The organism is Streptomyces sp. NPDC098789 (genome assembly GCF_044759975.1).
Classification (GTDB): domain Bacteria; phylum Actinomycetota; class Actinomycetes; order Streptomycetales; family Streptomycetaceae; genus Streptomyces.
On record NZ_JBIWAJ010000002.1, the window covers coordinates 495,760 to 509,409 of the forward strand.

Annotated in this window: 11 protein-coding genes; 7 read left to right on the top strand and 4 right to left on the bottom strand. The window is 72.9% G+C overall.

Going from position 1 to position 13,650, the window contains the following annotated elements:
* Nucleotides 1-254 precede the first annotated feature (254 nt).
* The 4 genes from ppdK to ACIQWR_RS06515 all read left to right on the top strand — a co-directional run bounded on the left by ppdK (nucleotide 255) and on the right by ACIQWR_RS06515 (nucleotide 5,640).
* A complete protein-coding gene (gene ppdK / locus ACIQWR_RS06500) occupies nucleotides 255-2,966 on the top strand; it encodes a pyruvate, phosphate dikinase (protein ID WP_404005512.1) in 2,712 nt (903 codons plus the stop codon).
* Between the two features lie 464 nt (nucleotides 2,967-3,430).
* Complete coding sequence (locus ACIQWR_RS06505; RefSeq protein ID WP_404005513.1) at nucleotides 3,431-4,429, top strand: helix-turn-helix domain-containing protein; 999 nt, start codon at nucleotides 3,431-3,433, stop codon at nucleotides 4,427-4,429.
* A gap of 118 nt (nucleotides 4,430-4,547) precedes the next feature.
* Nucleotides 4,548-5,060: a group III truncated hemoglobin gene (locus ACIQWR_RS06510; RefSeq protein WP_404005514.1), complete on the top strand. Its 513-nt coding sequence runs from the start codon at nucleotides 4,548-4,550 to the stop codon at nucleotides 5,058-5,060.
* A gap of 151 nt (nucleotides 5,061-5,211) precedes the next feature.
* Entirely contained in the window at nucleotides 5,212-5,640 is a 429-nt protein-coding gene (locus ACIQWR_RS06515; RefSeq protein WP_404005515.1) for a VOC family protein, read from the top strand.
* A gap of 29 nt (nucleotides 5,641-5,669) precedes the next feature.
* On the opposite strand, the gene nirD is transcribed toward ACIQWR_RS06515, so the two are convergent.
* The 3 genes from nirD to ACIQWR_RS06530 are packed head-to-tail and all read right to left on the bottom strand — an operon-like array spanning nucleotide 5,670 to nucleotide 9,807.
* A complete protein-coding gene (gene nirD, locus ACIQWR_RS06520) occupies nucleotides 5,670-6,014 on the bottom strand; it encodes a nitrite reductase small subunit NirD (RefSeq protein ID WP_404005516.1) in 345 nt (114 codons plus the stop codon).
* Nucleotides 6,011-8,551, bottom strand: coding sequence for a nitrite reductase large subunit NirB (gene nirB / locus ACIQWR_RS06525; RefSeq protein ID WP_404005518.1), 2,541 nt, complete (start codon nucleotides 8,549-8,551; stop codon nucleotides 6,011-6,013). Before nirB ends, nirD begins: the two co-directional genes overlap by 4 nt.
* 2 nt (nucleotides 8,552-8,553) lie before the next feature.
* Nucleotides 8,554-9,807, bottom strand: a complete 1,254-nt coding sequence (locus ACIQWR_RS06530) for an NAD(P)/FAD-dependent oxidoreductase (RefSeq protein ID WP_404005519.1) — start codon at nucleotides 9,805-9,807, stop codon at nucleotides 8,554-8,556.
* Nucleotides 9,808-9,964: 157 nt separating this feature from the next.
* Here ACIQWR_RS06530 and ACIQWR_RS06535 point away from each other — a divergent pair, with 157 nt between their 5' ends.
* From ACIQWR_RS06535 to ACIQWR_RS06545, 3 genes are read left to right on the top strand one after another with little or no spacing between them, the layout of a single operon-like run.
* Entirely contained in the window at nucleotides 9,965-11,365 is a 1,401-nt protein-coding gene (locus ACIQWR_RS06535) for a ferric reductase-like transmembrane domain-containing protein (RefSeq protein ID WP_404005520.1), read from the top strand.
* Between the two features lie 23 nt (nucleotides 11,366-11,388).
* Entirely contained in the window at nucleotides 11,389-11,697 is a 309-nt protein-coding gene (locus ACIQWR_RS06540) for a hypothetical protein (protein ID WP_404005521.1), read from the top strand.
* A 36-nt stretch (nucleotides 11,698-11,733) separates the two neighbouring features.
* Complete coding sequence (locus ACIQWR_RS06545) at nucleotides 11,734-12,513, top strand: sulfite exporter TauE/SafE family protein (protein WP_404005522.1); 780 nt, start codon at nucleotides 11,734-11,736, stop codon at nucleotides 12,511-12,513.
* 160 nt (nucleotides 12,514-12,673) lie between these two features.
* Here ACIQWR_RS06545 and ACIQWR_RS06550 read toward each other — a convergent pair whose 3' ends face one another.
* Nucleotides 12,674-13,474, bottom strand: a complete 801-nt coding sequence (locus tag ACIQWR_RS06550) for a class F sortase (protein ID WP_404005523.1) — start codon at nucleotides 13,472-13,474, stop codon at nucleotides 12,674-12,676.
* Nucleotides 13,475-13,650: the final 176 nt, after the last annotated feature.

Here is a 13,650-nt window from a genome sequence, read left to right on the forward strand (position 1 = left end):
TGTGCGTTCAAGGCTTGAACGCAAATGTATCGATGATCGCTCATCCGAGCGCAGGCAAGCCGAACCGGGCACTTCTCACTTCGGGATGTGAAGGCTCTGGGGGTGCTCCAGCTACCCGCGAGTTACTTTCGATCTCCTGGCGCACGGGTGGTTACAGCCATGTGACCGCCAAGTGGACGTACCCATAAGCCTTCGATCTGGGTATGTTCCTGGCCGTCAGGGCAGCCACCCGAGTCCTCGAGGAGTCGAGACCCGTGTCGGAAAACAAAGATCAGAAGTTCGTTTACGACTTCACCGAGGGCAACCGGGACCTCAAGGACCTTCTCGGCGGCAAGGGGGCCAACCTCGCCGAGATGACGAACCTGGGCCTCCCCGTCCCGCCCGGCTTCACCATCACCACCGAGGCGTGCAAGGTCTACCTGGAGAGCGGCGACGCCCCGGTGGAGCTGCGCGACGAGGTGGGCGCCCACCTGGTCGCCCTCGAGGCGAAGATGGGCAAGAAGCTCGGTCAGTCGGACGACCCGCTGCTGGTCTCCGTCCGGTCCGGAGCGAAGTTCTCCATGCCCGGCATGATGGACACGGTCCTCAACATCGGCCTGTCCGACGAGTCGGTCAAGGGCCTCGCCGCGCAGGCGGGCAACGACCGCTTCGCCTGGGACTCGTACCGCCGTCTGATCCAGATGTTCGGCAAGACGGTCCTCGGTGTCGAGGGCGAGCTCTTCGAGGACGCCCTCGACGAGGCCAAGGCCGCCAAGAAGGTCACCGTCGACACCGACCTGGACGCCGCCGACCTGCAGAAGGTCGTCGCGCGCTTCAAGGAGATCGTCGCCGAGGAGGCGGGCCGGGAGTTCCCGCAGGACGCCCGCGAGCAGATGGACCTCGCCGTCGAGGCGGTCTTCAACTCCTGGAACACCGACCGCGCCAAGCTCTACCGTCGCCAGGAGCGCATCCCGAGCGACCTGGGCACCGCGGTCAACATCTGCTCCATGGTCTTCGGCAACCTCGGCCCCGACTCGGGCACCGGCGTCGCCTTCACCCGTGACCCCGCCAGCGGCCACCAGGGCGTCTACGGCGACTACCTGCAGAACGCGCAGGGCGAGGACGTCGTCGCGGGCATCCGCAACACGGTCCCGCTCGCCGACCTGGAGTCGATCGACAAGGCGTCGTACGACCAGCTCATGCAGATCATGGAGACCCTCGAAACGCACTACAAGGACCTGTGCGACATCGAGTTCACCATCGAGCGCGGCCAGCTGTGGATGCTCCAGACCCGCGTCGGCAAGCGGACCGCGGGCGCGGCCTTCCGCATCGCGACCCAGCTCGTCGACCAGGGCCTGATCGACGAGGCCGAGGCCCTCCAGCGGGTCAACGGCGCCCAGCTCGCGCAGCTGATGTTCCCGCGCTTCGACGAGGCGGCCGCCTCGCGGCTGATCGGGCGCGGCATCGCCGCCTCCCCGGGCGCGGCCGTCGGCAAGGCCGTCTTCGACTCCTACACGGCCGTCAAGTGGTCCCGCTCCGGCGAGAAGGTCATCCTGATCCGCCGCGAGACCAACCCGGACGACCTGGACGGCATGATCGCCGCCGAGGGCATCCTCACCTCGCGCGGCGGCAAGACCTCGCACGCGGCCGTCGTCGCCCGCGGCATGGGCAAGACCTGTGTCTGCGGGGCCGAGGAGCTGGAGGTCGACACCAAGCGCCGCCGGATGACCACCGCCTCCGGCGTGGTCGTCGAGGAGGGCGACGTCGTCTCCGTCGACGGCTCCACCGGCAAGGTGTACCTGGGCGAGGTACCCGTCGTACCGTCGCCGGTCGTCGAGTACTTCGAGGGCCGGATGCACGCGGGCGCCGACGACGCCGACGAGCTCGTCTCCGCCGTGCACCGGATCATGGCCTACGCGGACCGCGTCCGCCGGCTGCGGGTCCGGGCGAACGCCGACAACGCCGAGGACGCGCTGCGCGCCCGCCGCTTCGGCGCCCAGGGCATCGGCCTGTGCCGCACCGAGCACATGTTCCTCGGTGAGCGCCGCGAGCTGGTCGAGCACCTGATCCTGGCGGACACCGACAAGGAGCGGGAGGCGGCACTGAGTGCCCTCCTGCCGCTCCAGAAGAAGGACTTCGTCGAGCTGTTGGAGGCGATGGACGGACTCCCCGTCACCGTCCGCCTGCTCGACCCGCCGCTGCACGAGTTCCTGCCCGACATCACCGAGCTGTCGGTGCGCGTCGCCCTCGCCGAGTCCCGCAAGGACCACAACGAGAACGACCTGCGCCTGCTCCAGGCCGTGCACAAGCTGCACGAGCAGAACCCGATGCTGGGTCTGCGCGGTGTCCGCCTCGGCCTGGTCATCCCCGGCCTGTTCGCCATGCAGGTCCGGGCGATCGCCGAGGCCGCGGCCGAGCGCAAGAACGCCAAGGGCGACCCGCGCGCCGAGATCATGGTCCCGCTGGTGGGCACGGTCCAGGAGCTGGAGATCGTCCGCGAGGAGGCCGACCAGGTCATCGCCGAGGTCGAGGCCGCCACCGGCACCAGCCTCAAGCTGACCATCGGCACGATGATCGAGCTGCCGCGCGCCGCGCTGACCGCCGGTCAGATCGCCGAGGCCGCGCAGTTCTTCTCCTTCGGCACGAACGACCTGACCCAGACGGTGTGGGGCTTCTCCCGCGACGACGTCGAGGCCAGCTTCTTCACCGCGTACCTGGAGAAGGGCATCTTCGGGGTCTCCCCCTTCGAGACCATCGACAAGGAAGGCGTCGGCGCGCTGGTGCGCAGCGCCGTGCAGGCGGGCCGGGCGACCCGTCCCGACCTCAAGCTCGGCGTCTGCGGCGAGCACGGCGGCGACCCCGAGTCGGTGCACTTCTTCCACGAGGTCGGCCTCGACTACGTCTCCTGCTCGCCCTTCCGGATCCCGGTGGCGCGCCTGGAGGCGGGCCGTGCCGCCGCCGAGGCGAAGGGCAGCGACAGCCGCTGACCCCGCACGGCGTGGCCGCCGCTCCGCACGCTCCGCGCGTGCGGTGTCCGCCGCCCGCGCCCCTCAGACCGCGCCTGCCCCGGGTTCCCTGACACCCTGGGGTGGGCGCGCCTGCGTTGTGCACAAGTGCGGCGTGAAGAGTGCGGTGTGAAGAAGCACATTGTTCAACAACTCTTTACGTCAGCAGGCGGTGGACGGATCCCCACCCGTCCACCGCCTGCTGACAATCTGCCGGGCACGTCGGCGCTTCCCGGTGCGACCGACCGCCAGGCCCCGCAAAGCCCCCCACGGCCTTCGCGGAGCGTTTCGGTCGCGCCGGAGTGTGCCCGGCGGAGTACAGGATTTCGGTTGTCACACCCCCGCCGAAAGGGGTTTCAACTGTGGCCGAAAGGCTGTGGTGACGTGGTGTGACGGCATGCATACTCATGAGGCGGGGGGATTGCGGTTGCACAGGTGGGGGTTCGGTGCTTCGTATCCATTTCACTGGAGTGGACCTGGCACGCGTACGGATGGCAGGGCGTCCCGATGCGTTGTGGGAAACGATTCTCAGTTTTCACCGTTTAAGGGACCGGCGTGATGTCCGGTTGTTCGGTGAATGGCGTACTACAACGCGGAGCAGGTTGAATAGTGAAACACGTTTGCTCGGCGCGCTCATACCGAGTCGCGGCTATTTCCCCGATTTCCTGACTCCTGTCGAAGGACAGTACGGATGGGACACGGGGCTCGACGCGCTGCGCGGGATCAGGCCCGAGCGGATGCGTCGGGAGCTGCTCGTGCTGGGGCGGGGCGCGCCGCCTTCGCCGCGGTTACGGGACTTCGTCGACGACGGTCCCCGGTACCTGCCGCGGCTCATGGACGAGCTGCGCGGGTACCACCGGGCGGCCGTGGAGCCGCACTGGACGCACATCCAGGCGCAGATCGAGGCCGAGCGGGCCGCCAGGGGCCGCGCGCTGCTGGACGGCGGCGCGGACGAGCTGCTGGCCTCGCTGCCGCCGATGCTGCGGTGGCGGGCGCCGGTGCTGGAGTGCGACTACCCGGTGGACCGGGACGTCCGGCTGCGCGGGCGCGGACTGCTGCTCCAGCCGTCCTTCTTCTGCCGGCGCACGGCGGTGACCCTCCACGACCCGGAGCTGCCGCCCGTACTGGTCTACCCGGCCGCGGCGCAGCTCGCCTCGGCCCAGACCGGCGGCGAGGCGACCCGGCCCGCGGAGGAGCAGCGCCAGCGGACCCTGGGCAAGCTGGTGGGGCACACCCGCTCGGTGGTCCTGCGGGCCATCGGGGACGGCGCGACGACCAGCGAGCTGGCCCGCCGGGCCGGGGTCTCCCTGGCCTCGGCCAGCCAGCACGCCTGCGTGATGCGCGAGGCGGGCCTGGTGACGACCCTGCGCCGGGGCAGCGCGGTGCTGCACACCGTGACCCCGCTGGGCGCGGCCCTGCTGAAGGGCGGCGCGGTGGCCTCCTGACGGCGCCCGGGGGCCCTGCGGGGCTCCCGGGGCCCGGGAGCCCTCCGGGGGCCGCTCACCGGCGACCGCGGGACCTTGGCCCCTGGGGCGCCGGGGAGCGGCGGAGGATGGTGGAAGCATGGACTCCTCCCGTGTCGCATCCCGTGTCGCATCCCGTCTCGAAGGCACCGTCGTGGAAGGCGCCGTCGTCGAAGCCGACATCCAGGGGCGTGCGGACCTCGACGTCGTGCTGCGCCGCTTCTACCGGGCGGCCTTCGCCGATCCGGCCATCGGGCCGTTCTTCACCGAGGTCGCGGGCACCGACCTGGACACGCACCTGCCCCGGATCACCGACTTCTGGGAGCGCGCCCTCTTCCGCAGCGCCGACTACCGCCGCAACGCCTTCGCCCCGCACGCCGCGCTGCACTCGGCGCGGGCGATGACCGCCGGTGACTTCGGGCGCTGGGTGCAGCTGTGGCGCGCCACCATCGACGGACTGCACCGCGGGCCGAACGCCGAGCGGGCCAAGGCGCAGGGCGAACGGATCGCGCTCACCCTGCACAAGCGGCTGGCCGGGGCGGACGGGACGCGCGACGGCGACGGCACGGGCTTCATCCCGCTGGCCGCCCTGGAGCTGCGCGCCGGAGCGTGAACGCCGGTGGAAAAAAGCTTTCCCGGGAGCGATGAGTTTCCGAAGCGGCCGCGGTCTACCCCTCGTAAGCACCGGACGCCACCGGAAGCCACCGGCGCTCCGGGCGGCGCCGGAACACCGGACCGCACCGCGCGAGAGAAGCGAGCCCCAGATGTCAACGATGATTTTCGTCAATCTGCCGGTCAAGGACCTGGACGCGAGCAAGGCGTTCTGGACGAAGCTCGGCTACGCCTTCAACGCCCAGTTCAGCGACGAGAACGCCGCCTCCATGGTCATCAGCGACACCATCGTCGCGATGCTCCTGACCGAGGCCCGCTTCAAGGACTTCACGCACAAGGCCATCGCGGACACGGCCACCACCACCGAGGTGCTGCTGTGTCTGAGCGCCGAGAGCCGGGGCGCCGTGGACGAGCTGGTCGACGGGGCCGTCGGGGCGGGTGCCACCGAGCCCCGCGCGGCCCAGGACCACGGCTTCATGTACGGCCGGGCCTTCGAGGACCTCGACGGCCACACCTGGGAGATCATGTGGATGGACCCGGCGGCCCTCCAGGGCGACGGCGTCACCCACGGCGTGTCCTAGGAGACCGCGGGCGCCGCCCGAGACGCGGCTCAGGCCGAAGCCCGCGAGGTCGCGGCGGTCCGTACGGGGTACGTCCGGACCGCCACCTCCGCGTCGTCCAGGCACTGCCCGGTCGCGAGGTCGAACCGCTGCTTGAGCAGCGGCGACGCCACGAACGGCCGGCCCTCCACACAGCCCACGAGCCCGCGCGAGAGCACCTGCGCCCCGGTGAAGGGGTCCTGGTTGCCGATCGCGTACGTACGCCCCGCGCGGTCGACGAACACCGCGGCCTGGGTCCCGTCCGGCAGCAGGGCCGCGACCCCGCGCCCCGGAGTGAGCTCCGTGTACTCGCACACCGTCAGCCAGCCTTGCGGAACCTGCAGTTCTACGGTCATCGGGTCCCTCCCAGGGGTTCCAGGGTCAAGAAGGTCAGGTCGGGCTTGACCTGGTCGCGTTCCGCGACGAACTTCACGGTCGGGTCGGGGGCGCCGGGCGCGTTGACGAAGGAGACGAACCGGCGCAGCCGCTCGGGGTCCTCCAGCGTCTCGGCCCACTCGTCCCGGTAGTGCGCCACGTGGTCGGCCATCAGGGACTCCAGCTCCCCGCACAGCCCGAGCGAGTCGTGGACGACCACGTCCCGCAGGTGCTCCAGGCCGCCCTCCAGCCGCTCCAGCCAGGCCGAGGTGCGCTCCAGCCGGTCGGCGGTGCGGATGTAGAACATCAGGAACCGGTCGATCAGCCGGACCAGTTCGGCGTCCGACAGGTCCTGGGCCAGCAGGTCGGCGTGGCGCGGGGTGGCCCCGCCGTTGCCGCCGACGTACAGGTTCCAACCGCTCGCGGTGGCGATCACCCCGAAGTCCTTGCTCTGCGCCTCCGCGCACTCGCGGGCGCAGCCGGACACCGCCGACTTGAGCTTGTGCGGGGCGCGCAGGCCGCGGTAGCGCAGCTCCAGGTCGATGGCCATGCGCACGCTGTCCTGGACGCCGTAGCGGCACCAGGTCTGCCCCACGCAGGACTTCACGGTGCGCAGCGCCTTGCCGTAGGCGTGCCCGGACTCGAAGCCGGCCGCGACCAGGCGGGCCCAGATGTGCGGGAGCTGGTCGACCCGGGCGCCGAAGAGGTCGATGCGCTGCCCCCCGGTGATCTTCGTGTAGAGGCCGAAGTCGCGGGCGACCTCGCCGATCACGATCAGCTTGTCGGGGGTGACCTCGCCGCCGGGGATGCGCGGGACGACCGAGTACGAGCCGTTGCGCTGGAGGTTCGCGAGGAAGTGGTCGTTGGTGTCCTGCAGCGCGGCCTGTTCCCCGGCCAGTACGTAGCCGGGCGCGCCCACGGTCGGGGCGAGCGAGGCGATGATCGATCCGACGGTCGGCTTGCAGACCTCGCAGCCGTTGCCACCGCGCGCCGCCTCCCGGCCGTGGCTGTCGAGGAGGCTGTCGTACGAGGTCACGCGCAGGGTGCGGACGATCTCGTACAGCTCGGCGCGGGTGTAGGGGAAGCAGGCGCAGAGCCCCTTCTCGGCGGCGGGCGGCAGCAGCTGGCCGATCACCTTGACGCAGCTGCCGCAGCCGGTGCCCGCCTTGGTGCACTTCTTGACCTCGGGCAGGGTGGCGCAGGCGGTGATGGCCTTCTTGGTGACGTTGTGGCAGGAGCAGATGACCGCGTGGTCGGGCAGCGAGGCGGGCCCGAGCTGCACGGCGGCGCCGATCCCGGCGGGCAGGACGAGCTGTTCGGGCGCGGCGGGCGGCACGCTGCCGGTGAGCGGCCGCAGCAGCCCGTAGGAGTCGGCGTCGCCGACGAGGACCCCGCCGAGCAGCACGCCGTCGGGGGAGACGACGAGCTTCTTGTAGATCCCGGAGCGGGAGTCGGAGTACACGACGTCGAGGCAGTCGGGGGTGGCGCCGTGGGCGTCGCCGAAGGAGGCCACGTCCACGCCGAGCAGCTTGAGCTTGGTGGAGAGGTCGGCCCCGGTGAACCGCTTGTCGCGGCCCAGCAGGTCCTCCGCGGCCGTCTCCGCCATCTCGTAGCCGGGTGCGACCAGGCCGTAGACCCGACCGTCGGTGGCCAGGGCGCACTCGCCGATCGCGTAGACGTGGGGGTCGGAGGTGCGGCAGTGGGCGTCGACGGCGATGCCGCCGCGTTCGCCGACGTCCAGGCCGGCGTCGCGGGCGAGCTGGTCGCGGGGGCGGACCCCGGCGGAGAAGACGACGAGTTCGGTCTCGACCGAGGAGCCGTCGGAGAGCGCCATGCCGCTGACGGAGCCGTCCGCTCCCGTGAGCACCTCCTGGGTGCCGACGCCGGTGTGCACGGTCAGGCCCATCGACTCGATGGTCCGCAGCAGGGCCGCGCCGCCGCCGTCGTCGATCTGCGCGGGCATCAGCCGGGGCGCGAACTCGACGATCCGGGTGGTCAGGCCGAGTCCCTGGAGCGCGCCGGCCGCCTCCAGGCCCAGCAGGCCGCCGCCTATGACCGCGCCGCTGGTCCGCCCCTTCGCGTACGCCTCGATCGCGAGGAGGTCCTCGATGGTGCGGTAGACGAAGCAGCCGGGGGCGTCCTTGCCGGGGACGGGCGGTACGAAGGGGTAGCTGCCGGTCGCCAGGACCAGCACGTCGTAGCGGAAGACCTGCCCGGAGCGGGAGGTGACGGTGCGCGCCGCCCGGTCGATGTGCTCCGCGGGGTCGTCGAGGTGCAGCTCGATCCCGTGGGAGGCCATGAACCCCTCGGGGGTCAGCGACAGGTCCTCGGCGGAGCTGCCGGAGAAGTACGAGGTGAGGTGGACGCGGTCGTAGGCGGGGCGCGGCTCCTCGCAGAGCACGGTGATCCGGTGGGTGGCGGTGGCGCCGCGCTCGGCGAGCGCTTCGAGGTAGCGCTGGCCGACCATCCCGTGCCCGATGAGCACGACCTGGGGGGTGGGCGTCGTGGATGCGGCCATGTTCAGGAGCCTCCGTCGTCGGTGAGCAGGTGGGAGAGGTCGTCGTGCGCGCGCAGGGGCTCGTCGCCCTCCCAGCTGCGGGCGAGGGCGCCCACGGTGGAGAGTTCGCCGAGCAGGACCCCGCCGACCAGCCGGTCGCCGCGGACGACGACCTTGCGGTAGGTGCGCCGGGTGGCGTCCGAGAGTCGGAGCACGTCGTCCCCGGGCCGCGCGGTGGTCTCGCCGAAGGCGGCGAGGTCCAGGGGGCGCGGGCCGGAGGAGAGGGTGAGCCGGGTGAGGGCGCGGGTGCCGCTGTACCGCGGCGGCCCGGATCCGGCCGGGACCGCGCCGGTGAGGTGGGCGGCGAGGGCGTCGGCCTGCTCCAGCGCGGGGCCGGCCAGGCCGTACACGCGGCCCGCGTGCTCGGCGCAGTCGCCGATGGCGTGGATCCGCGGATCGCTCGTGCGCAGCGCGTCGTCGACCACGATGCCCTTGCGCACGTCGAGCCCCGCGGCCTGGGCCAGGCCGGTGCGGGGGCGCACCCCGCAGGCCAGGACGACGAGGTCGGCGTCGAGGTGGAGGCCGACCGCGAGCTCGACGCCCGTGACCCGCCGGCCGGCGCCGTCCGCGCGGGTGGTCAGGCCGCGCACCCGGCACTCGGTGTGGATCTCGACGCCGAGTTCGCCGAGGTGGGTGTGGAGCAGGGCCGAGGCGTCCTCGTCGAGCTGGCGCTCCATCAGCCGGGTGCCCTGCTGGGCCAGCACCACCCGTACCCCGCGTTCGGCGAGCGCGCGGGCGGCGGAGACCCCGAGCAGGCCGCCGCCGATGACCACGGCGTTCAGGTCGGGGCGGGCGGCGACGGCGCGGTCCAGGGCCAGGCAGTCGTCCATGGTGCGGAAGGCGTGCACCCCGTCCGGGAGGTCCTTGCCGTCGGGCTCGAACAGCCCGCGCAGGGGCGGCAGCACCGGGTTGGATCCGGTGGCCAGGACCAGGGCGTCGTACGGGTGGGTGCTGCCGTCGTCGCAGTGCACCCGCCGCTCCGCCCGGTCGACGCGTACCGCCCGTACGCCCCGGCGCAGCGCCGGGCCGGGGGCGGGGAGGGCGGTCACCTCCGGCGCGTAGCGGCCCGCGAGGACCTCGGCGAGCAGGACCCGGTTGTAGGGGACGTGCGCCTCCTCGCCGAGGACGGTCACCGCCGCGTCCGCGCCGAGCCGGCCCGCGAGCCGCAGGCCCGCGAGGCCGCCACCGATCACCACCACGTGCTGTTGCGAGGTCATGGCGTCAGCCTGCGCGCCCGCTGTTTCCCGGCCGCATCGCCTTTGTTACCCGTACGGAACACGCATCTCAGCACCCGGGTTAAGGGGCCGTGAGGCGTTCCTCAAGGCCGCCTTAAGGATCATCCGGAGGGGTCCGCGGCCACCTAGCGTGGGCCGCATGCGAGATGTGGCGGGGCGGGGCGCGGCGGTGGACGCGCGGGTGCGCGGCGGGTGGGGGGCGGTCCTCGGGGCGGTCGCGGTGCCGGGTGCGGGTGCGGGTGCGGGTGCGGCGACGGCGGTGCGGGTCCGGGGCGCGATGGGCGTCGGGGCCGCGCTGGTCGTCCTGCTCTGGGCGGTGCAGGTGCACCCCTCCGCCCGGCTCGACGCGCTCTTCGCCACCGCCGCGCACCTCACCGGGCTGCTCGCCGGGTACGGGATCCTCGTCATGCTCTTCCTGATGGCCCGGGTGCCCGCGGTCGAGCACGGGGTGGGCGCCGACCGGCTGGCCCGCTGGCACGCCCTCGGCGGCCGCCACGTCCTGCTGCTCTGCTTCGGCCACGCCCTCTTCGCCCTCCTCGGGTACGCCGTCCACGGCGGCCTCGACGTCCTGACCGCGGCCCGGGAGCTGCTGGGCTACCCGGCGCTCGCCGCCGCCACCGCCGGGACCGGGCTGCTGGTCTGCGTGGGGGTGACCTCCGCCCGGGCGGTACGCCGCCGGGTCTCGCACGAAACCTGGCGCGGGGTGCACCTGCTGGTCCACCTCGCCGCCGCGCTCGCCTTCGTCCACCAGCTCGCGGGCCCGGACCTGCGTCCCGTCGCCTGGTTCTGGGCCCTCGCGCACACCGTGGTCGCGGTCCTGCTGCTCTGGTACCGGGGCGTGGTGCCCGTGCGCCAGGCCCTGCGGCACGCGCTGCGGGTCCTGGAGGTGCGCAGCGAGGGGCCCGGGGTGGTGTCCGTGGTCATGTACGGCGCCCACCTCGACGAACTGCGGGCCGAGCCGGGGCAGTTCCTGCGCTGGCGGTTCCTCCAGCGGCGGCTCTGGTACACCGCCCTGCCGTTCTCCCTCTCCGCCCCCGTCCGGGGCAACACCCTCCGGATCACGGTGAAGGCGCTGGGCGGGCACAGCCGCCGGATCCGCAGGCTGCGCCCCGGCACCCGGGTGCTCGCCACCGGCCCCTTCGGCGCGCTCACCGCGGCCCGCCGGACCCGGCCGCAGGTGCTGCTCATCGCGGGCGGGGTCGGGATCACCCCGATGCGGGCGCTGTTCGAGACGCTGCCCGGCGGGCCGGGGGACATCACCCTGCTCTACCGGGCGCGGGCCGAGGAGCACCTCGTCCTGCGGTCGGAGCTGGAGTCCATCGCCGCCGGGCGCGGGGCCCGGCTGCACTACCTGCTCGGGCCCTCGGACGCGGCCTACGATCCGCTGGCCCCGCGGGCGCTGACCGACCTGGTGCCCGATCTGGTCGAGCACGACGTCTACCTCTGCGGGCCGCCGGGGATGGCCGGGGCGACGCGGGCCGCGCTGCTGCGGGCCGGGGTGCCGGGCGGACGTATCCATTCCGAATGCTTCAGCTCCTGATGCCCCCGAGAGGCGACCGCTCCATGCGTCACCCGCTGCACGTTGCCCTGTCCGTCGGCGCGGCGGAGGCGGTCGCCTCGGTGTCCGCCGCGCCGCCCGTCCGGCCGGTCCCCGCGGCCCGGGCCCGGCACCGCAAGCCGCCGGTGCGCCTCGCGCTGCTGGGTGCGCTGGCCTCCGTACCGGCCGGGCACCGGGTCGCCGCGGGGCTCGGGCTGGCCAGCGTGCTGGCGGCGACGATGCTGACCGCAACGGTGGAACCGTCCGCTCCGGTGGCCCCGGACCGGATTCCCGCAGGTGCAAGCTCAAACCTTGCGCAAGTTTCCCGGGATTGATGGCCCTTGCACCCACAAGATCCATAGGGTCGGGCCGTGCCTGACATATCAACGACCATGATCATCGTGCTCTGCGTCGCAGCGGCCGCCGCGGGCTGGATCGACGCGGTGGTGGGTGGCGGCGGACTGCTGCTCCTGCCCGCCCTGATGCTCGGCCTGCCGGCCGACGTGCCGCTGACGCACGCCCTCGGCACCAACAAGGCGGTGGCCATCGTCGGCACCACGGGCGCGGCGGTGACCTACGCCCGCAAGGCCCCGGTCGACGTGCGCATCGCGACCCGGATCGGGCTGGCCGCGATGGCCGGCGCCGCGGGCGGGGCCGTGCTGGCGGGGGTGTTCAGCAAGGACACGATGCGCCCCGTGATCATGGTGGTGCTGCTGTTGGTCGCCGCGTTCGTGATCTTCCGCCCCGGCTTCGGCTCCGCCCCGGCCGCCGGCCCCGTCAGCCGGCGCCGCGTCGTCGCCGCGATCGGCCTGGCCGGGCTCGGCATCGGCTTCTACGACGGCCTGATCGGCCCCGGCACCGGCACCTTCCTCGTCCTCGCCCTGACCGCCCTGCTCCACCTCGACCTGGTCACGGCCTCCGCGACCGCGAAGATCGTGAACGTCGGTACCAATGCCGGCGCGCTCGCCGTCTTCGCCTCCAAGGGCGAGGTGATGTGGCAGCTGGCCGCGCTGATGGCCGTCTTCAACCTGATCGGCGGGATGGCGGGCGCCCGGATGGCGCTGAAGAAGGGCAGTGGCTTCGTGCGGGTCGTCCTGCTGACGGTGGTGTCCGCGCTGGTCGTCAAGCTCGGCCTGGAGCAGTGGGGCTAGGGGGTGTCTGACGGATGTCCGTGGCGTCGCGGCGCCCGGCACGCACTCTCGCCGCACCGACCGAAAGCCCGAGTACGTCCAGTACGCGGACTTCCGGTCGCCGCGCCGAGAGCACGCACCGGACACCGCTCCTTCCCCACGCACATCCGTCAGACACCCCCTAATCCCGGTCTCCGGGGGCCGCGTCATCGCCGGAGGAGGTCGGGTCCCGGTCCTGGCCTTCCGGCGCGGGCGGTTCGGGGCGCGGCTGCTCGCGGACGCCCGTGAGGTGGGCGAACACCACCACGTTGCCCTGGTAGCCGGTGCGCGGCGAGAAGCTGCCGCCGCAGGTGATCACGCGCAGTTCGGCGCGCGGCGCGGGCCCGTAGACGAGCCGGTCCGGGAAGGCCCCGGCGTCGTACACCTCCACGGCGTGGACGGTGAACACGGCCGTACGCCCGTCCTCGCGGGTCACCTCGATCAGGGCCCCGCGGCGTAGCGCGCCCAGCCGGTAGAAGACCGCCGGGCCGGTGGCGGTGTCGACGTGCCCGGCGATGACCGCGGTGCCGACGGCGCCGGGGGTGGTGCCGTCCCGGTACCACCCGGCCAGGTCGCGGCGCGCGGGCGGTGGGGCCGCCAGGCTGCCGTCGGCCTCCAGGCCGAGGCCCGTCAGCGGGGCGTCCACCCGGATGGCGGGAATCCGGATCCGCCGGGGCGGGGAGCCGGGGAGCGGGGCGGCGGCCCGTACGTCGACGGGTTCGGCGGCGAGGGCGTCCGCCGGGGACGGCCGGGGCGGATGGACCGGCTCCGCGGAGCCGCTGGTGACCAACCAGATGCCGACGCAGGCGGTGAGCGCGACGAGCCCGGCGCGACCGGCGCCCGTACCGGTGCCGCGGGCCGCCAGGCGGCGGTGGTGGTGGTGCGGGTGGTGTGGATGGTGCGGGCCATGGCGGTGGTGGCGGTCGTGGCCGGAGGTGCGCATGCGTGCCCCCTTGGTGCGGGTGCTTGCCGGTGGCGCGGGTGGTGCGGGTGCTACGGCTGCTTACGGGTTCTCGCGGATGCCTACGGGTAGAAGGGGCCGTCGCCCGGCCCCGCGAACGGGGGGGACCTCGCGGGGCGGGCGACGGCGGGGTGGTACCGGTCGGACCGCGGCCTGGG

Coding starts and splice junctions, on each gene's coding strand:
- ACIQWR_RS06510 (WP_404005514.1), top strand. CDS start 4,548: ATGGACTCCTCCCGTGTCGCATCCCGTGTCGCATCCCGTCTCGAAGGC.
- ACIQWR_RS06515 (WP_404005515.1), top strand. CDS start 5,212: ATGTCAACGATGATTTTCGTCAATCTGCCGGTCAAGGACCTGGACGCG.
- nirD (WP_404005516.1), bottom strand. CDS start 6,014: ATGACCGTAGAACTGCAGGTTCCGCAAGGCTGGCTGACGGTGTGCGAG.
- nirB (WP_404005518.1), bottom strand. CDS start 8,551: ATGGCCGCATCCACGACGCCCACCCCCCAGGTCGTGCTCATCGGGCAC.
- ACIQWR_RS06530 (WP_404005519.1), bottom strand. CDS start 9,807: ATGACCTCGCAACAGCACGTGGTGGTGATCGGTGGCGGCCTCGCGGGC.
- ACIQWR_RS06535 (WP_404005520.1), top strand. CDS start 9,965: ATGCGAGATGTGGCGGGGCGGGGCGCGGCGGTGGACGCGCGGGTGCGC.
- ACIQWR_RS06540 (WP_404005521.1), top strand. CDS start 11,389: ATGCGTCACCCGCTGCACGTTGCCCTGTCCGTCGGCGCGGCGGAGGCG.
- ACIQWR_RS06550 (WP_404005523.1), bottom strand. CDS start 13,474: ATGCGCACCTCCGGCCACGACCGCCACCACCGCCATGGCCCGCACCAT.